14 protein-coding genes are annotated in these 18913 nt (G+C 73.4%); 5 read left to right on the plus strand and 9 right to left on the minus strand.

Translation table 11 applies throughout. The features are described 5' to 3' along the window. Window positions 1-108 precede the first annotated feature (108 nt). The 3 genes from O7614_RS02020 to O7614_RS02030 are packed head-to-tail and all read left to right on the plus strand — an operon-like array spanning window position 109 to window position 2454. Window positions 109-861, plus strand: coding sequence for an allophanate hydrolase subunit 1 (locus tag O7614_RS02020; RefSeq protein ID WP_278136799.1), 753 nt, complete (start codon window positions 109-111; stop codon window positions 859-861). Next, on the plus strand, window positions 858-1721 hold the full coding sequence (locus O7614_RS02025; protein ID WP_278136800.1) for a biotin-dependent carboxyltransferase family protein: 864 nt from the start codon (window positions 858-860) through the stop codon (window positions 1719-1721). The genes O7614_RS02020 and O7614_RS02025 overlap by 4 nt, the downstream gene beginning before the upstream one ends. After that, entirely contained in the window at window positions 1705-2454 is a 750-nt protein-coding gene (locus tag O7614_RS02030) for a 5-oxoprolinase subunit PxpA (RefSeq protein WP_278136801.1), read from the plus strand. The genes O7614_RS02025 and O7614_RS02030 overlap by 17 nt, the downstream gene beginning before the upstream one ends. 74 nt (window positions 2455-2528) lie before the next feature. Here the strand turns inward: O7614_RS02030 and O7614_RS02035 are convergent, their stop codons facing one another. The 6 genes from O7614_RS02035 to pdhA all read right to left on the minus strand — a co-directional run bounded on the left by O7614_RS02035 (window position 2529) and on the right by pdhA (window position 11679). Next, window positions 2529-4367 (minus strand): NHL domain-containing thioredoxin family protein, encoded by a 1839-nt coding sequence (locus tag O7614_RS02035; RefSeq protein WP_278136802.1) that lies wholly within the window; start codon window positions 4365-4367, stop codon window positions 2529-2531. A gap of 207 nt (window positions 4368-4574) precedes the next feature. Further along, window positions 4575-7319 carry a hypothetical protein gene (locus O7614_RS02040; RefSeq protein ID WP_278136803.1) on the minus strand — a complete coding sequence of 915 codons (2745 nt, stop codon included), beginning with the start codon at window positions 7317-7319 and terminating at the stop codon, window positions 4575-4577. Between the two features lie 343 nt (window positions 7320-7662). Next, complete coding sequence (locus tag O7614_RS02045; protein WP_278136804.1) at window positions 7663-7800, minus strand: hypothetical protein; 138 nt, start codon at window positions 7798-7800, stop codon at window positions 7663-7665. A 218-nt stretch (window positions 7801-8018) separates the two neighbouring features. Then, window positions 8019-9509 (minus strand): dihydrolipoamide acetyltransferase family protein, encoded by a 1491-nt coding sequence (locus tag O7614_RS02050; protein WP_278142114.1) that lies wholly within the window; start codon window positions 9507-9509, stop codon window positions 8019-8021. 5 nt (window positions 9510-9514) lie between these two features. Next, window positions 9515-10504, minus strand: a complete 990-nt coding sequence (locus tag O7614_RS02055; protein WP_278136805.1) for an alpha-ketoacid dehydrogenase subunit beta — start codon at window positions 10502-10504, stop codon at window positions 9515-9517. Then, a complete protein-coding gene (gene pdhA / locus O7614_RS02060; protein ID WP_278136806.1) occupies window positions 10504-11679 on the minus strand; it encodes a pyruvate dehydrogenase (acetyl-transferring) E1 component subunit alpha in 1176 nt (391 codons plus the stop codon). Before pdhA ends, O7614_RS02055 begins: the two co-directional genes overlap by 1 nt. A 516-nt stretch (window positions 11680-12195) precedes the next feature. On the opposite strand from pdhA, the gene O7614_RS02065 reads away from it, so the two are divergent. Then, window positions 12196-13128 carry a hypothetical protein gene (locus tag O7614_RS02065; protein ID WP_278136807.1) on the plus strand — a complete coding sequence of 311 codons (933 nt, stop codon included), beginning with the start codon at window positions 12196-12198 and terminating at the stop codon, window positions 13126-13128. Window positions 13129-13193: 65 nt separating this feature from the next. Then, window positions 13194-13817, plus strand: a complete 624-nt coding sequence (locus O7614_RS02070; protein WP_278136808.1) for a phosphatase PAP2 family protein — start codon at window positions 13194-13196, stop codon at window positions 13815-13817. A gap of 124 nt (window positions 13818-13941) precedes the next feature. Here the strand turns inward: O7614_RS02070 and O7614_RS02075 are convergent, their stop codons facing one another. Genes O7614_RS02075 through O7614_RS02085 form a run of 3 tightly spaced genes read right to left on the minus strand, consistent with a single transcriptional unit; the run spans window position 13942 to window position 18749 of the window. Next, window positions 13942-15165: a hypothetical protein gene (locus O7614_RS02075; RefSeq protein WP_278136809.1), complete on the minus strand. Its 1224-nt coding sequence runs from the start codon at window positions 15163-15165 to the stop codon at window positions 13942-13944. Between the two features lie 57 nt (window positions 15166-15222). Next, window positions 15223-16908, minus strand: coding sequence for a GTPase (locus O7614_RS02080; protein WP_278136810.1), 1686 nt, complete (start codon window positions 16906-16908; stop codon window positions 15223-15225). Beyond that, complete coding sequence (locus O7614_RS02085) at window positions 16905-18749, minus strand: ABC transporter (protein WP_278136811.1); 1845 nt, start codon at window positions 18747-18749, stop codon at window positions 16905-16907. Before O7614_RS02085 ends, O7614_RS02080 begins: the two co-directional genes overlap by 4 nt. Between the last annotated feature and the right edge of the window lie 164 nt (window positions 18750-18913).

Raw genomic sequence — 18913 nt, forward strand, 5'->3', positions numbered from 1 at the left:
GACAATCAGGTTACGGCACCGTAGGTTACTTTCAAGTAGTCGCCCCGGTGACGACCGGCACCGTCGGCGTGAACACCGCGGCCCCAGTCGATCGGCGAAGATGAGCCGATGCGGATCCGGCCCGTCGGGGTGAACGCCCTGTTGCTCGACTGCACCACCGGCGACGACGTGCCCGAGGTCGACCTGGTCGAAGCGTGGCGGGCCGAGCTGTGGCGCCGTCGGGAGCAGGGCGACCTGCTCGCCGTCGAGATCGTGCCGGCGGCCAGCACCGTCCTGCTCGACGGTCTGCCCGACCCGACCGCCACTGCCGAACAGTTGACCCGATGGGCGCCCGCCGTCGTCGCCGCGACAATCCGCTCCCCCACAGCCGACGTCGACCCCACAGCCGCCGACCCGGACGCTGTCGCCGCAGCCGCCGACGAGGACGCTGCCGCCGCACCCGCCGACCTGGACGCTCTCGCCACAACCACCGGACGCGACGCTAGGGAAGTCGTCGTCCCGGTCTCCTTCGACGGACCGGACCTGCCGGTGGTGGCGGAGCACTGGAACGTGGACGTGCCCGCCGTGCTGCGCCGGCTGACCGGCACCCGGTTCCGGGTCGCGTTCTGCGGCTTCGCCCCCGGCTTCCCCTACCTGACCGGGCTGCCCGCCGAGCTGGCGCTGCCCCGACTGGCCACACCCCGCCCCCGGGTGCCGGCCGGCTCGGTCGCCCTCGCCGGCCCGTACGCCGGCATCTACCCGGGCGCGTCCCCCGGTGGCTGGCACCTGGTCGGCCACACCGACCTGGTCCTCTTCGACGTGCACGCCGATCCGCCGGCCCGGCTCGGCCCGGGCACCTCGGTCCGGATGGTGGCGACGTGACCAAACAGGCCACCATCGAGGTGCTGCGCGCCGGCGCGCTCACCACCGTGCAGGACCTCGGTCGGCCGGGCTGGGCGCACCTGGGCGTACCCCGTTCCGGTGCCCTCGACCCGGCGGCCCTGCGGCTGGCCAATCGGCTGGTCGGCAACCCCGAGCACGCCGCCGGGCTGGAGATCACCCTGACCGGTTGCACGCTGCGGCTGACCCGGGCCACCACGGTGGCGCTCACCGGCGCCGAGGTCACGGTCCAGGCGGGCACACGGCCCGCCGACACCGGGCGCCCACTCACAGTGCCGGCCGGGACGGTGCTGCGGATCGGCCCCGCCCGACAGGGCGTACGGAGCTGGTTGGCGGTGGCCGGTGGCATCGACGTGTCGCCGGTGCTCGGCAGTCGAGCCACCGACACTCTCTCCGGGCTCGGCCCGCCCCCGCTGCGCGACGGCGACCGGCTGCCGCTCGGCGACCCGCTCGGCGCACCCGCGCCGGTGGACCTGACCGTGTGCCCCACGCCCCTGCCCGAGCTGCGGTTGACACTGCGCCTCGGCCCCCGCGACGACTGGTTCACGCCGACCGCGCTCGACCTGCTGTTCGGCACCGCGTACACCATCAGCCCGGTGAGCAACCGGGTCGGCGCGCGACTCGCCGGCGCGCCGCTGCCCCGCTCGGTCGCCGGCGAACTGCCCAGCGAGGGCATCGTGCTCGGCGCGGTACAGGTGCCCGCGGACGGACAGCCCCTGATCTTCCTGGCGGACCACCCGACCACCGGCGGATACCCCGTCATCGGGGTGGTCACCGACGTGACCCCGCTCGCGCAGGCCCGGCCAGGGACTACCGTCAGATTCCATGGACCTCAACGCTGACCTGGGCGAGGGATTCGGCATCTGGCGACTCGGCGACGACGAGGCGCTGCTGAGCCTCGTCACCTCCGCCAACGTCGCCTGCGGCTTCCACGGCGGCGACCCGTCCACCATGCGACGGGTCTGCGAAGGCGCCGCGCGGCGCGGGGTCGCGGTGGGCGCGCAGGTCGGCTACCGGGACCTGGCCGGCTTCGGCCGGCGGAGCATCGCGTACGACTTCGCCGAGCTACGTGACGAGGTGACCTACCAACTCGGGGCGCTGAACGCGTTCTGCCGGCTGTTCGGCACCCGGGTCCGTTACCTCAAGCCGCACGGGGCGCTGTACCACGCGACCAGCACCGACGAGTCCCAGGCGGCGGCGGTGGTCGCCGCGGTCACCGGCTACGACCCCGAGTTGCCAGTGCTCTGCCTACCCGGCTCGACGCTCGCCCAGCTCGCCGTCGGCGCGGGCCTCCCGGTCGTCGCCGAGGCCTTCGCCGACCGCGCGTACCTGCCCAACGGGGCGCTGGTGCCCCGAGGCACCCCCGGCGCGGTAATCACCGACCCGGAGCAGGTGGCCGAACGGGCGGTGCGGATGGCCGTCGAACGGAGCGTGGTGGCGGTCGACGGCACCGTCATCCCCTGCTCGGTCGACTCGATCTGCCTGCACGGCGACACCCCGGGTGCGGTCTCCGCCGCCGAACTGGTCCGCGCCACCCTGATCGACGCCGACGTGTCCCTGGCACCGTTCGCGTGAAAGGAAGGGCCCCTTGTTATGCGAAATCCGATAACAAGGGGCCCTTCCTTTCAGCTGGGCGGCGGGCCGGGCGGCTAGGCGTCCAGGCCGCGGAGCACCAGCGGGAGCCGGGTCACCGCGCCGTCGACCACCCGGACCGGTACGCCCCAGTCCTGCCGGGTCAGGTGGCACGCCGCGTGTTCGACGTCCGCGTCACAGGTCGCCGCCTGGGCGGTCACCTGCAACACCCCGGCGGTGACCTCGCCGTTCAGCACCAGTCGACGGGACAGCTCGGTGCCTGCGCCGGCACCCTCCACGAGCAGCTCCGGCGGAGACGCGGAGACCACCAACCGGGTCGACGGCCCGTACGTCTCGTCCAGCTTCTGCCCCGGCGCCGGGCTGAAGACGATGTCCAGGGTGACCTCACCGGCCGAGACGTCGGTCGGCTTGCGTTCGGTGCGGTGCCGGGGCCCGTCCACAGTGCTGGCACCCGCAGCCGACAGGGCACCCGGAGCGAGCCGGGTCAGCCGGTGCGCGGCCGACTCCACCACCAGCACCTCACCGGTCGGGGTGAGCACCAGGTCGCTGGGCTCCGCCAACCCGTCGGCGACGGTGGAGACCTGGTTGCTGTCCGGGTCGAAGCGGCGCACCGCCCCGTTGTACGTGTCCGCGATCAGCACCGAGCCGTCCGGCAGCGCGCACACACCCAGCGGATGCTGGAGCAACGCCGACTCCGCCGGGCCGTCGACATGCCCGAAGTCGAACAGGCCCTGCCCGACGGCGGTGCCCAGCACACCGTTCTCCACGTAGCGGATGGCGCTGGTCTCGCTGTCGGCGACCCAGAGCCGGCTGCCGTCGGCGGAGACGGAGAGCCCGGACGGCTGCGCCATCCACGCCTCGGCCAGCGGGCCGTCGCGCAGCGCCTCCACGGTGGTCCCCGCGTACATGCCGGCGGTCCGCTTGATCGGGTCGAACCACCAGAGCTGGTGGATGCCAGCCATCGCGACGATCAGCTTGTCGTCGTACCAGGCCAGGTCCCACGGCGACGAGAGATCCACGGAGAGCGCGTCGTGGGCGTGGTCGTCGACCTCGGCACGCCACTGCCGGCCACTGCCGGCCGCGGTCACCACCTCGCCGGACTCCAGCCGTACGCCGCGCAGCAGGTGGTTGACCGTGTCGGCCACCACGAGGTCGTAGCCGGCGATCTCGGCGACATGCGTGGGTAGCAGGCACACCCCCTGCGGTTCGGAGAACGTCGCCGCGGCAGCCGGTCCATCGGCGCGGCCCCGCTCGCCCGAGCCGATCCGGCGCACCGGCGTCTCGCCGTCCGGAGCCACCTCGACCAGGGAGTGCCGGGCCGAGTCCGACACCAGCAGGTTGCCGCTCGGCAACTGCGTCGCCTTGCCCGGGAAGCGCAGCGCGGTCTCCGGCGCCGGGGGCGGAACGTACGGCCCGTCGCCCCGGTGCAGGGTGCCCTTGGCCTCGTGGGTGGCGATCAGCTCGTCGATCAACCGGGCCAGCCCTTCGGCGTGCCCCTCGCCGGCCATGGTGGCGACGACGTACCCCTCGGGGTCGATCACCGACAGCGTCGGCCAGGCCCGAGCCGCGTACTGCTGCCACATGTCCATCTCGGGATCGTCGAGTACGGGGTGGTGCACCCCGTAGCGCTCGACGGCGGCGGCGAGCGCGTCGGGGTCCTTCTCGTGCTCGAACTTCGGCGAGTGCACACCGATCACGACGAGCACGTCGCCGTACTTCTCTTCCAGCGGGCGCAGCTCGTCGAGGACGTGCAGGCAGTTGATACAGCAGAAGGTCCAGAAGTCCGCAATCACGATCTTGCCGCGAAGGTCCTGCAAGGTCAGATTCCGGCCGCCGGTGTTGAGCCACTGCCGACCCCGCAGTTCCGGTGCCCGTACACGCGCTGTCGTTCCCATGCCCTCAGCCTGCCACGCGCCACAGGCAGGATCGCCGTGACCCGGACGACAACAGGTGTCGAGACGTCCGGCCGCGGCGATCGGTGGCGGCTCAGCAGTGCGGTGCTCAGCGTGTCGAGTTGCCCAGCTGCCAACGATCAAGGAGTTGACGCGCCGGGTACGACGACGGCGAGGGTACGGTCGCCCGTGCCCCCGCCGTCGGTGGAGTTACTTCGTGGCCGGCTTGAGGCAGAGCACCCGGTTGGTGCCGTCACCCGGCAGCACCACGTGCGGCTGCGTCGGGTCGGTGCACTTCTCCTTCGCGTCCACCTTCGACACGATCGTGAAAGCGTCCGCCTCGCCGCAGTCCGCTGCCGAAGCGCCACCCTGACCGGACTGCTTCACGCAGGTGCCGACGGCCGGGTCGAAGGCCGGCGCGTCGTCCTTGCCAACCTTGCCGAGCAGCAGCAACAGGCCGAGCGGCACCGCCAGGATCAGCACCGCGGCGATCAGCACCGCGGCCAGCACCCGACCGTTGCGTACCTTCGGGGTCGGCGGCTCGACCTTCGGGTCGTCGACGTCCGGCTTGAACGCGTCGAACCGACCCTGGTCCGACTGGCCGGCTTCCTGGTCCCAGGACGACGGGGGCTGCTGGGCAGGCGGGAACGATGGCGGGAAGTTGCCGCCCGGCACCGGCTCGGTTGCCGGCCCGGCACCGAAGCCCGGCCCGCCGAAGCCACCGGAGTTCGGTCCACCGAAGTCCGGCCCGCCGAAGGCGGTGGTTCCGTTGACCGCGGCGGCGCCGGCGGCCGGCGACCCGGGGCCGCCGAACTGGTCGGCCGGGCGTTCGGCACCGGCGTGCGGTCGGTTGCCGTTGACCGGCCGGCTGTTGCCGGGGCTGTCGACGAAGGACGGCACACCGGGCGGGAACGCCGGCGGCGCCTCACCGAACGCGTTCGGTGCGGGCTGCTGCCGGTCGTCGAAGCGCGGATCGGCTGCGGGCTCGCCGCCCCAGCCGGGGCCGGCCTGCCGCTGCGAGTCGTCCTGCCAGTCGGGCACGACCGGGCGTTGCGAGTCGTTCTGCCACTCTGGCGCGGCCGGCCGCTGCGAGTCGTGCTGCCAGTCGGGCACGACCGGGCGTGGCGAGTCGTTCTGCCACTCCGGTGCGGCCTGCCGTTCGGCTGGCGGGTCGGCCTGGAACGCCTCCGGCTCCGGCTCGTTCTCCGGCTCGGGCCGAGCCGGGCGGCCGTACACCCGAGGTTGTGGCGAGGCCGTGCCGGACGGTCGAACGGCCTGGTCGGTCGGGGGCATCACACGGCTGGCCAGCGGCACCGAGGCGCTCGCCGTGGCCCGGGCGACCGCGCCGGCTGCCGATTCGGCCTCCGACGTCGGTACGACGGCACGGCCTGCCCCGGACTCCGGAGAGGTACGCGGGGCAGGCACCACCGCACCACTCACGGAAGCGTCCTCGGCGCGGCCCCAGCCGGCCGGTTCCGCCTCGTACTGTGCGGCGGTCTCCGGTGCCTCCCGCTCGGCGTACGCGTGCGGCTCGGGGCTCGGGGTGAACTGGGCCTGGGGTGCCGCGTAGTCGGCCGGCGGGAGGGCAGCCAGGCTGGCGCCCGGCACGCGCTGCTCCTGCGGCGGCAGCGGCACCGCGTTTGCCGGCGAGATGCCCGGCGCGGGCCCGGGCTGGTAGGCGGGTGCCTCGTCGCCGCGGTTCGCTTCCCAGCCACCGCGGGACTGGGCGGAAGCCTCCGCCTCGGCGCGACCCCACACCTCACCGGGTGCCCACGGTTCGGCCTCCGGCACGGCGGGGGTGTGCGGTGGCGCGTTGTCCGGGTTGGCAGGCCAGCCGGGCGTGCCGTCGTTGCCGGGCACGCTGGCGCTGGCGCGAGCGGGGAGGCCGCTCTGCTCCGGCGGGGTCCACCCCGACGGCTCCGGCCGATCGGTCGGCTGGTCCTGGGGTGAGAGCACCCAGTCGGGCTGCTGCGGGCGGCCCTCGGCGCCCTGCCAGGCGGCGGGCTGCGCGGGCTGGTCCTGTCGTGCGTCGCCGCCGTCATTCCAGGCTGCGGGCTGCGCCTGCTGCTGTGCGGCCCACCCGCCGGACTGCGCCGGGTCGTCCTGGCCGGGCCGGTTCGGCCCCGGCACCTGGGCTGCCCCGCGGGCGGCGTTCGGCTGGGCGGCCTGTCCCCACGCGGGGGCGGGCTGCTCCGTCGGCTCGGCGGGCTGGCCCCAGGTCGGCGGTGACTGTTCGGCCGGCGTCCACACCGGCTGCTCGGCGCGCGCGGCGGCACTGGCGGGCCAGCCGCCGTTGCCGGGCGCGTCGTCCTGCTGGGTACTGCCGGACCAACCACCGGCCTGCGGCGGCTCGGGATGCTGCGGCTCGGCCCCGCGCCAGTCACCAGCGGGCGGCTTGGCCTGTGCGGCGCCACCCCAGCCGCCGGACTGGGCCGGGTCGTCCTGGGCAGGCCAGGCAGCGGTGGCCGGGGGCACCTGCGCGGCACCTCTCGCGGCTGGCTGGGCCTGCGCCCACTCGGGCTGCTCAGGGGCGCTCGAGGTCCAGTTGGGTGCCGGTGCGCTCTGCTCGGCCGGCGTCCAGCCCTGCTGCTGGGCGGCCCACGGGCCAGGCTGGGCCGGGGCCGGTGCGCCATCGTTGCCGGGCCAGCTGCCGGGCTGCTGCTGCGGTGGCTCGCTCGTGCCACCGCCGGCGGCCCAGGCGGGCTGCGCCGGGTCGTTGGGTTGCGGGGCAGCACCCCAGGCGGGGGCGGGCGGCTGCTCAGGTTGGGTCGCCCAGGCCGGCGTCGACGGGTTGGGCCGTGTCGGCGGCGGGGGCGCCCAGCCCAGGTCGGGGCCAGCGGCGTTGTGGCCGTTGTCCGGCTGCGCCGGGCGGTCGCCGTACGGCGCCGGTCCGCCGGCGCCCGGTGACACCTCGTCCGGCTCTTGGCCGGGACGGTGCGGGCCCTCGGACGTCATGGGTGCGCCTCCTCCATCACATGTCGGCTCGCCGGTGCCGATCGGTCTCCTCGGCGTGGCTGCCGGCGTCACCGGCGTACCGCTGTGCCGGCTCCCCGCACGGTATCGGGTAGCGGCACGGCGCGTCCAAGGAGCACTGGTCGTCACTGCGCGTGGCCGGTCGGTGTCGAGCAGCTTCTGTCAGCTCGGCCTCTGCCGGGTCGGCGGGCGGCGACCGAAGCCCACCGTACCGGGCGCTGCGGCAGGGCGGAATCCCGGTGGTGGGTGGTGGGAAACGCCGATGGCCCACCCGGCGGGCCGGGTGGGCCATCGATCTGGAGGAGGTGCGGAATGTCGTGGAGCGTCAGCTCATGTGACGCTGGGCGATGACGAGGATCTCCTCGCGAACTGCCGGCGAGTTCGCCGAGCGCAGCGCGTGCTCGATGGCACGGGCGCGGCGGCTGGCGTCGCGGTGGTTGCGGATTCGCTCGATCATGCTCATTGGTGGGTCCCCCTAGCTATTCGGTTGTCAGCCCCTGATGCATCTATTCAACAGCAGAAGCCGGCGAACTTCCATCGATTATTAGGTGAGCTGGGACACTTGCCTAACAATCAAAGGTCAACAAGCTGTCTGGCTGACGGTTTCGTCGCCCAAACGACACGGCCGGTGTGCCGGGTGTTAACCCGTGGCACACCGGCCGTGGCTGGTGTTACGAACGATCAGGTCCAGGCGAGCAGCGCCGCCTCCGGATCGGCGAGGAAGTCGCCGATGTCGCGCAGGAACTTCGAGCCGAGCTCACCGTCGATGATCCGGTGGTCGAAGCTCAGCCCCAGCGTGGTCACCTGACGTACCTTGACCTTGCCCTTGTGCACCCAGGGCATCTCCCGCACCGCACCGAAGGCCAGGATCGCGGACTCACCCGGCGGCAGGATCGGCGTGCCGGTGTCCACCCCGAACACGCCGACGTTGGTGATGGTCAACGTGCCACCGGACATGTCCGCCGGCGAGGTGCGGCCGGACTTGGCCGTCTGCACCAGGTCGGTCAGCGAGTCCGCCAACTCCCGCAGCGAAAGTCGGCCGGCGTCCTTGACGTTCGGCACGATCAGGCCACGCTCGGTGGCTGCCGCGATACCGAGGTTGACGTACTCCTTGACCACGATCTCGTCGCCGGCCCAGGTCGAGTTGACCATCGGGTGCCGCTGCACCGCCAGCAGCACGGCCTTCGCCACCAGCAGCAGCGGCGAGACCCGTACGTCACGCCACTCCCGTCGGTTGCGCAGCCGCTCCAGAGCCTTCATCGCCCGGGTCACGTCGACGGTCAGGAACTCCGTCACGTGCGGAGCGGTGAACGCCGAGCGCGACATGTTCTCGGCGGTGAGCTTGCGTACCCCCTTGACCGGGATGCGCTGCTCGCGGTCCGCGCCGAAGCTCGCGGCGCTCGTCGCCGTCGCCGTGATCGGCTCGGCCACCACGGTGGCGCCGCTCGCCGCCCGCTGCACGTCCTCGCGGGTGATCGAGCCCAGCGGGCCCGAACCGGTCAGGGCAGCCAGGTCGACCCCGAGATCCTTGGCGAGCTTGCGCACCGGCGGCTTGGCGAGCACGCCCGCCGCTCCGGGTCGATCATGGACTTGTGGTGCCGGAGTTGCCCGGGTTGGAGCAGGTTTGTCACCCGCCACAACTCCATGATCGACCGGCGCGGGGGCCGGCGCGGGGGCCGCGGGGGGCGGTGCGGGGGCTGCGGGGGCGGTGTTCTTGCGTGGGCGGCGCTTCGCGGTCGTGGTACGCGGGCCGTAGCCGACCAGCACCGCGGTCCGCCCACCAGGGGCCGGACCGCCGATCAGGCCGGGCTCCACCATGCCCTCGGCCGGCGCCACCTCCACCGCCGCCAGCGAAGCCGCCGACGGGGTGGGTAGGTCGCCGCTGGAGGTGGCCGTGGTCGACGGGGCCTCCAGCGGACCGGCACCCGGGTCGGTGTCGATCGCGATGATCGGCGCACCGACCTCCACCGTGGTGCCCTCCGGGTGGAAGATCGTCTGCACCTGTCCGGCCCACTTCGCCGGAATCTCCACCGCCGCCTTGGCCGTCTCCACCTCGACGATCGGCTGGTTCAGCTCGATGGTGTCGCCGACCTTGACCAGCCAGGACAGGATCTCGCCCTCGGTCAGGCCCTCGCCCAGGTCGGGCAGGTTGAACGTCTTGATCCGGGACATGTCGCTCACCAGCCGAAGGTGCGGTCGACGGCGTCGAGCACCCGGTCGAGGTCGGGCAGATATTCCTCCTCCACCCGGGCGGCCGGGTAGGGGGTGTCGAAGCCGGTCACCCGCAGCACGGGCGACTCCAGGGAGTAGAAGCACTCCTCGGTGATCCGGGCGGCCAACTCGGCGCCGAGACCGATGTTCGACGGCGCCTCGTGCACCACTACCGCGCGGCCGGTGCGCTTCACCGACTCGTACGCGGCGCTCAGGTCCAGCGGGGAGAGCGAGCGCAGGTCGATGACCTCCAGCTCCCGGCCGTCCTCGGCGGCGGCGGTCGCCGCCTCCAGGCAGGTGCGCACCATCGGCCCGTAGGCCAGCAGGGTGACGTCGGTGCCGGGCCGCACGACCCGGGCCGAGTGCAGGGGGTACGCCTCGGACAGCGGCGCGTCCAGGTCGACCGGACCCTTCTCCCAGTAGCGCCGCTTGGGCTCCAGGAAGACGATCGGGTCGTCCGAGGCGATGGCCTGCTGGATCATCACGTACGCGTCCTGCGGGTTGGCGCAGGACACCACCTTGAGACCGGCGGTGTGCGCGAAGTACGCCTCCGGCGACTCGGAGTGGTGCTCGACCGCGCCGATGCCGCCGCCGAACGGAATCCGGATCACCATGGGGATGCTGAGCTTGCCGCGCGAGCGGTAGTGCATCTTCGCCACCTGCGACACGATCTGGTCGTACGCGGGGTAGACGAAACCGTCGAACTGGATCTCGCAGACCGGCCGGTAGCCACGGATGGCCAGGCCGACCGCGGTGCCGATGATGCCGGACTCGGCCAACGGGGTGTCGATCACCCGCTGGTCGCCGAAGTCCTTCTGGAGCCCGTCGGTGATCCGGAAGACGCCGCCGAGCTTGCCGACGTCCTCGCCCATGATGATGACCTTGGGGTCGGTCTCCAGGGCGCGGCGCAGGCCGGTGTTGAGGGCCTTGCCGAGGGTGAGCGTCTCCGTGGCCATCAGTGTGCGCTCCCCTCGAACGACTCCATGTAGCGGCTGAACTGCGCGCGCTGCTCGTCGAGCAGCGGAGATCCGTTGGGGTAGACATGGTCGAACATCGTCACCGGCTCCGGGTTGGGCATGGCGAGCACCCGCTCACGCAGGTGCACCGACTCGCGCCGGGCCTGCTCGTCGACCTCGGCGAAGAAGTCCGCGTCCGCGATCTTCTGCTTCTCCAGGAAGGCCCTGACCCGGCTGATCGGATCCTTGGCCTGCCACGCCTCGACCTCACTGGCGATCCGGTAGCGGGTCGGGTCGTCGGAGGTGGTGTGCGCGCCCATCCGGTAGGTGTACGCCTCGATCAGGCTCGGGCCCTGCCCGTGCCGGGCGTTGTCCAGCGCGGTGCGGGTGACCGCGTACGTGGCCAGCACGTCGTTGCCGTCCACCCGTACGCCCGGGAAACCGAAGCCGGCGGCCCGCTGGTAGAGCGGGATGCGGGTCTGCCGCTCCAGCGGCTCGGAGATGGCGTACTGGTTGTTCTGGCAGAAGAAGACCATCGGCGCGTTGAACACGCCCGCCCAGACGAACGCCTCGTTGACGTCGCCCTGGCTGGTGGCCCCGTCGCCGAAGTACGCGATCACGGCTTCGCCGTCGTCGGTGCCGGTCTTGCCGTCCATGGTGATGCCCATGGCGTAACCGGTGGCGTGCAGGGTCTGCGCCCCGATCACGATCGTGTACATGTTGAACTTGAACTCGTTGGGGTCCCAGCCGCCCTGGTCGACGCCGCGGAACAGGCCGAGCGGCATGATCGGGTCGATGCCCCGGCAGTAGAGGACGCCATGCTCCCGGTAGGTCGGGAAGGCCATGTCCTGGGTGCGCAGCGCCCTCCCGGAGCCGACCTGAGCGGCCTCCTGGCCGAGCAGGCTGGCCCAGATGCCCAGCTCGCCCTGACGCTGGAGAGCGGTCGCCTCGGCGTCCAGCTTCCGGACCAGCACCAGATCGCGGTAGAGACCGCGATATTCCTCGTCGGTGAAGTCGACGCGGTACTCGGTGCCGTCCGGCCCGGTGACGCTGTCGATCCGTTCGCCTTCGGGGGTGAGTAGCTGCACCAGCTCAGGGTCGCCGGCCGCGCCCTTCCTGGAGCGGGGTGCAGCCCGCCTGCTGCGGGTGGTGCCCCCGGGGTCGCCCTTTGCCATCGGTCTCTCCCTGTCGTGTCTGCGTCGGCACCGGGGGGTCACCCGGCCGCGCAACTCGTGCGCCTGCCCGGCTGCTGCCGGACCGGTTCCTGGCGGCCGCGCCTAGCCCCGGTGGGGGTTGCCGCACGGCGTGAGCCGGGTTCTGGCCGAACCCGGATCGGGAGCGCCGGCGTTCAACCGCGCCTGCCGCGAGGTGCGCGGAGGTCACGGCTGCGTTGCCGTCGTGCTCCATATTCGCAGAGCAGGTGAGCGCGCCCACAGTACGCCCGCCCCGCATCCCGACCGGCCATGCTTTGCCGGTGTTTGTCGCCATCATCCCGGCCTGCGTTTCCAGGGTGATCCGGCGATGATTCGTCACCGTTCGGTCAGCCCCGCGTGTCGACACGCGGTGGAGGTTGGCTGACGCAGGGTGACTGCGTAAGGCTGATTCCCGCAGGATCGCGCCTATCGGTTTATTTGCCAGCTTTGGCGGGGCGTCTCTTCATCTCGTCCGATGGCTACGACAAGGGGTGTGCGGTGCACGAGCCAGGTGACGGTCCCGGCACACCGGCGCTCGGCCGGCACCGGTCCGCAGGCGGTTACCGCCGCCTGGTCGGCGCGCACCGCGCCCCCGGCGCCGGCGGCCCCACCCGGGGCTACCTGCTCACCGTCGCCCTGCTGGCCGGGACCGCGTCGATGCCGATCCTCGCCGCGATCAGCGCCGGGTCGGCGACTCCGGGCAGCACCGCACTGCCGGACAGCAGCACCCCGTTCATTCCGACCCCGTCGGTCGGGCCGGTGTTGATCCCACCGCCGATGACCAGTCAGCCGGGGCTCCCGCCGCCCGGAACACCCAGCGTCGTCCCGACCAGCGGCTGGCTGCCCGCCGCTCCGCGACATTCGCCGGAAGACCCGGTCACGGCCGACCGGGGCCCCGCCGTGCGGGTGACACCCCGGCCGCTGGCGCCGAGACCCACCCGGGGCACCTCTCCGGCCGCACCCCCACCGGTCGCTCCGCCACCGACCGACCCCGGCCCGACCGGTTCACCCGACCCGGACCCGACCGACCCTGACCCCACCGGTTCGTCAGACCCCCACCCGACCGACCCGCCGGACCCGGACCCGAGCGGCTCCACCGGACCTGACCCGACCCCGACCCCGACCCTGACGTTGGACCCGACGCCCACGTTCGACCCGACCCCCACGTTCGACCCGACGCCCACGCTGGGTCCGACCGCCACGCCGACGCACCCTTCGACCGCCACCGCCGTGCCGACCAGCACCCGGTCCGGGCCGCCCACGACGCCCGCGCCGCCGTCCACCACACCCGCGCCATCCGCGGCCACTGCCGCACCGACCAGCCGCCCCGGCCCGGCAGTGCCGTCGCCGACCGCTTCCGCGACTCCCACGTTCAGCCCGGTGCCGCTGGCCCGACCGACACACTCCGCGGTGCCCCCGGCGGTACGGTGACGAACAGGCGCGGCCCATCCGGTGCCGGCGGCGTTCGACGGTAGGAACGTACCGGAGGGGGTGGCGTGGGCGGCGGTGCGGAACTCCGCCCGGTCACCACCCGACCCGGCCCGGGGCAGCGAGTCGCCCGGCTGGTCACCGAGGTGACCGCACCGGCCGTGCTCGTGTCGTTGCTCATCCTCACGGTGAGCTGGCACAGCGCGAGCCGCCCCGGCCAGGGGCTCGTCTGGGGTCTGCTCGCCACGGTCTTCGTCACCGGCATCCCGTTCGCCTACATCGTCGGTGGGGTACGCCGTGGCCGGTTGACGGACCATCACATCGGCAGGCGGGAGCAGCGCCGGGCACCGCTGCTGGTCGGCCTCGGCTCGGTCGCGGGGGGGCTCGCCCTGCTCAGCGTGCTCGATGCACCCCGCCCGGTGCTGGCGCTGGCGGTGGCCGGACTGGTCGGCCTGGTGGTCTCCGTGTCGGTCAGCCACTGGTGGAAGATGTCGATCCACTCGGCGGTGGCCGCCGGCGCTCTGGTCATCCTGACGCTGACCTTCGGGACGCGCGTGGTCACCGCCGCCCCGCTGCTGGCGCTGGTCGGCTGGTCCCGGGTGCGGTTGGGGGACCACACGGTGCCGCAGGTGGTCGCCGGCGGCGTGCTCGGCGCGCTGATCGCCGCGGCGGTCTTCGGCCCGCTGCGCTGAACGGTCCCGGTCCCGGTCCGGATCGAGGTGCGGGGGCCGAGGTGCGGGGGGCCGGGCCGGGGTCGGGTCGGGGTGCGGGGGCCAGGTCGGGGCGGGCGGCATCACCCGCCCGCCCCGGATGTCGTCAGGCGCCGTCGTCGGCGAGGCGGTGTCGGTTCGCCTCGATCCACGCGTCCAGCGCGGCCGGGTCGTCCGGGTCCACGCCGTCGGCCATCAGTTGCGCCACCGCGGCGGTGGCGGCGCTGCGCCGCTCGCCCGTCGAGTAGAGGCGCGCGAACTCCGGCACCATCTCCTCGATCGCCTCGTCGGTGCGCGTCGTCGCCGCCTCGGGTAGGCCGCGCTGGCGGGACGCGTACCGCGCCCAGGCGCGCAGCACCCGGGGCAGCATCGCCGCGTCGTCCATGTCGAGCACGGCCCGACGGTGCACCCAGTCCAGCAGGAAGAGCCCGGACACCGCCGGGCTCCAGCGCATCGGATCGGCGTCCGGGAAGGAGGCCGAGTGGTCCAGCAGCAGGCTCAGGCAGAAGTGCAGCGAGGCCAGCTCCGGGCCGTCGACGGAGTCCAGGCCGAAACGGGTGGCTTCCGGCGCGGCGAGGAACCGCCGGACCAGGTCGGTGCGTTCGGCGGCGGAGAGCGGCTCCACCTCCGCCGGACCGGTCGGGTCGGCCGCCGTGGGCAGCATCGCCAGTCGGGCGCCGACCAGCGCCCGGTCGGTGGCGAGTGAACCCTCCCCGGGCAGCTCGCTCAGCTCGTCGGTCACCGCGAGGTGGCGGGCCACCTCGCCCCGGAGCCGGGCCGGGTTCTCGGTGCGGAACCAGGTCAGCTCGTCGTCCGCGCACATCTGCCGGACCTGGTCCAGGATCCGTTCCGCCGGCCCGCCCACGAAGATGTCCTTGGTGATCCCGATGTTGTGGTCCACCAGAGCCACCAGCGCGTGCTCGGAGCCGCCGGACGCGTCGTCGTACGCGAAGGTGGCGAGGTAGGAGGTCTGGTCGCCGTACACGTCTCCGTACGCCCAGGCGCCGGTGAGGTGCACCCGGCCGAGCTGACCGGTCCAGCTCGGCGCCTGGCTGCCCGGGCGGACCCGCTCGGTGCCGTCGGCGTCCGGGACGAGCGTGGCGAAGATCTGGCGGATGGTGGTCGCCGACGCGATCCGCCGACGGGCGGTGGCGGCGAGGAACCCGGTGACGAATTCCCGTACGGCGGTGTCGCGGTCGGTCTCCGCGATCGCGTAGACACTGCCCAGCAGCGCGCTGCCGAGCATCTCGGCGTCGAGGGCGGACTCCAGCTTGGTCACGTCGCGTGCGGCGTGCAGCACCGCGTCGTAGGGGGTCTGAGGCGTGGCCATGCTTCGACCCTACGCCGCTCAGGGCGTACGCAGAGCGGTAGCGAGTCGCGTCGAACGTCAGCGGCGGGCGGCGTCCCGCAGTGAGTCGCGTGCCTGCGCGTACGAGCCGAGCACGATGCGCACCGGTGCGAGCACGTACTCCTCGCCCACCTCGGCGACCCGGACCGTCAGCCGTTGCCGAGCCCGGGCCCGCGCCCGTCGGGCTGCCCAGCGCACCACCGGTCGGGTCAGCGCGGCCACCAGCAGCCCGGCCAGCAGGCCGCCCAGCAGCAGCACGGTGGGCAGTGGCACCTGCCCGACCATCGGGTTGTCCAGCGCGGGCAGGCCGAGCGCCCGTAGCGCGTAGCCGAGCACCAGCCAGCCCAGGCCGACCACGGCGGCCAGTGTGACCAGCCACTGCACACCGCCGACGACCCGCCACCACACCGGCTGGCGGTCCAGACCGAGGTCGGTGCCGGCGATCGCGCGGTCCAACGCGTCCGGCATGTCGTCGAGGCGGGACCGGGCCGCGGAGGTCACCGCCGTCGGCCAGGCGGCGGGCAGGCCGCTGGCGGCCCGGTCGGCGACCGCGCGGACGGCCAGGCCCACGGCGGAGCGCTGCGCGACCGTCGCATCCGGTACGGAGGTCGCGGCCACCAGGCTCTCCGCCGGGTCGGCGTCCGCGCCGGCCGGGCCGGGCAGGTGCAGCCGACGCAGCGGGTCGGGTCGCAACCGCCGCCAGCCCCGGACCACCGGCCAGCCGGTGATCGCGCCGGCCCGATGCCGGTACGCCCGCTCCACCGCCTCGCTCACCGCCGGGACCCCGGCAGCACCGGCCAACGCCCGGTTCAACCCGGCGACGGCCGCGTCGTCCGGCCCACCTGCGGGCCGGGCCGAGCCGACCATTTCGTCCAGGGCGACGACGACGGTGTCGACGTCACCGGCGAGCCGACGTAGCGCGGCCTGCCGCTCGGCGACGGTCCGCTCCAGCGCGCCGCGCAGCCCGACCATCCCGGCCGGGTCGATGGCGGTGGTGGACAGCAGGGGCACCCCGGTCAGCCCGTCGCTGTCGAGTAGCCGGCGTAGGTCGTCCAGGACCCGGGGCAACTCGGCCGGGGGCAGCCGGTCGGCCTGGTTGAGCACGACGACCGTGACGTCTCGGTGCCGGTGGAACTCGCGCAGGTAGTTGTCGTGGATGACCCGGTCGGCGTACTTCTGTGGATCGACCACCCAGACCACCTGGTCGACCAGGCCGAGAAGGCGGTCCACCTCGAGCCGGTGGGACCGTTGCACCGAGTCGAAGTCGGGCAGGTCGAGCAGGATCAGCCCGTGCAGCGCGGTCTCGTCGTCCGCGTCGAGGGCGCTCTCCCGGACGAAGCGGTGTCGGGGCAGCACGCCGATCCAGTCGAGCAGCCGGTTGGCGCCTTCCAGTGGCCCCCACACGCAGGCGTGGGTGACGCCGGTGGTCGGCCGGCGGACCCCGACCGGCGAGAGCTGGAGTTGGGCCAACGCGTTGAAGAGGCTCGACTTGCCGCTGCCGGTGGCACCGGCCAGGGCGACCACGGTGTGGTCGCGGGACAGGGCGAGGCGGGTGCCGGCCCGTTCGACCAGGGTGTGCGCGGGCACGAGTTCGGCGTCCGGCAGCAGGCCGTCCACCGCGGCCAGGAACCGGCTTACCGCGTCCAGTCGGGCGATCAGCGCGTCGGCGTCGACCCGCTGGTCTCCGCGGAACGCCTCGCGTACCCGGCCGGTGATGTTCGTCACCGGGAGCCCTCCTCGTCGGCGACCGGCCGGGTGCCGCCAGCGGCGGACAGGCCGCTGCGGTGGCGGGCCAACTCGACCCGACCTGCGGCCCGGCGTAGGCCGTCGGCGCTGTCCGCGGCGGGGCGGGCGTCCGCGGTGCGACTCAGGAAACGCTCGGCCTCCGCGTCGAGCAGCGTCCGCACCCGGCTCAGCAGGTCGGTGCGGGCCTTCGCGGCGAGGGTACGCACCGCCTGGTCGCCGAAGATCGCCTGGAGAACGGCCTGCGCGGCGACTGTGGTGCCGGCCCCGGTGGCCACCTCCAACCCGGTGGGGATGAACGCGGTGGAGGCGAAGACGGCGATCATCACGGCCAACCCGGTGGCGTTGACCGCGTACGCGGCGGTGCGGGCCACGAACCGTTTGTCACCGCCCTCGACCCGGACCAGCTCCAGCACCCCGCGCTGCCAGTCCCGGACCATCCGTTCGGCACGTTCCGGCAGGTCGTCGCTCGGGTGGGCGAGCGCGGGGTCGAGCAGCCCGGCACCGGCCGGGTGCGCCTTCCACCCGGTGTACGCGGATTCGGCGGCCTCCGAGGCCACCCCGCGCAGCAGTGTCACCAGCTGCGACTCGATGGCGTTGCGAAGTTCGGCGGCGGGTGCCGGCCGTCCGGTGACAGCGGCCACGACCCGGTCCCGTAGGCGGCCGATCCGTGCCTCCAGGGTGCGGAACAGCTCACCGGTGCCGACGAACTCCTGCCAGCGGGCGAGCACCTCACCCCGCAGCAGCCGACCATCCTGGAGCCCCTGCTCGGCGGTGCGCTCGGCACCCCGGTACGCGGCCCGGACCCGTTCGTCCAGCGCGTCGGCGGCGGCGACCTGCTCGTCGGCGGCGTCGGCCAACTCCTCGGCGGCGGGGTGCAGCGCGGCCAGCGCCCCGTCGAGCGTCTGGCGGACCACCGCCGCGCGGGCGTCCGCGTCGGCGGCCAGCCGCGCGAACCAGTCGGCCAGCGACGCGGTCACCCCCTCGGGCAGCAGCCCCTGCCCGTCGACCCAGGTCTCCGGCAGCACGAACAGCGGCGCCTGGCCGAGGTCCTGCTCGGCGAGCATCTCGGCCAGATGCGCGGCGATCTCGTCGGTGGCCTCGGCGGGCACCCGGTCCAGCACCATGGCGATCACCGCACCGCGCGCCCGGGCGCTGCGCAGCAGCTCCCAGGGCACCGCGTCGGCGTACCGGGCGGCGGTGGTGACGAAGAGCCAGAGATCGGCGGCGGCCAGCAGTTGGGTGGCGAGCGCCCGGTTGGCGTCGACCACCGAGTCGATGTCGGGCGCGTCGAGGAAGGCCAGCCCGGGGGGCAGGGCCGGCGCGGTGACCAGGTGCAGGGCGCGTGGGTCTTCGCTCGGCTCGGTGGTGCGGGTCAACCCGGGCAGCAGGTCACCCTGTCGGAACCAGGCCGCGTCGGACGGGTTGCAGACCAGCACCGGTGAGCGGGTGGTCGGTCGGAGCACGCCGGCGGCGCTGACCCGGGCCTTTACCAGGCTGTTGACCAGTGTCGACTTGCCCGCTCCGGTGGAGCCGCCGACCACCACGAGCAGGGGGGCGTCCAACCGGGCGAGTCGGGGCAGGAGATAGTCGTCGAGTTGATCGGTGAGGGCTGTCGCGGTGTGCCGGGCGGCACCTGCGGAGGGCAGCGCGAGAGGGTACCGGGTCGCACCGATCGCCTCCCGGAGGCCCGACAGTGCACCGGGGAGGCTGTCGTCGTCGCCGGTGGTGGCGGACGGCTCCTCCGCGGCGTCCGGCGGGCCGGTGCGGGTGGCGACGGCGGGCGCGCCGGAACGGGTGGCGGGATCGCCATGCGTCGTCACCGCTAAAGCGTGCCCGACCGATGCAAGGGAAGACAACCAAGACGGTAATAACGGGTAGGTTGCGTCGGGTTGACTCAACTCAACTTGACGATTCGCTGGCGCGTGGCACTATTGAGTCAAGTTCACTCAACTTGTGGTGGGGCCCGCTGCGGGCGGTGCTCGCC

Source organism: Micromonospora sp. WMMD961, assembly GCF_029626145.1.
Classification (GTDB): domain Bacteria; phylum Actinomycetota; class Actinomycetes; order Mycobacteriales; family Micromonosporaceae; genus Micromonospora.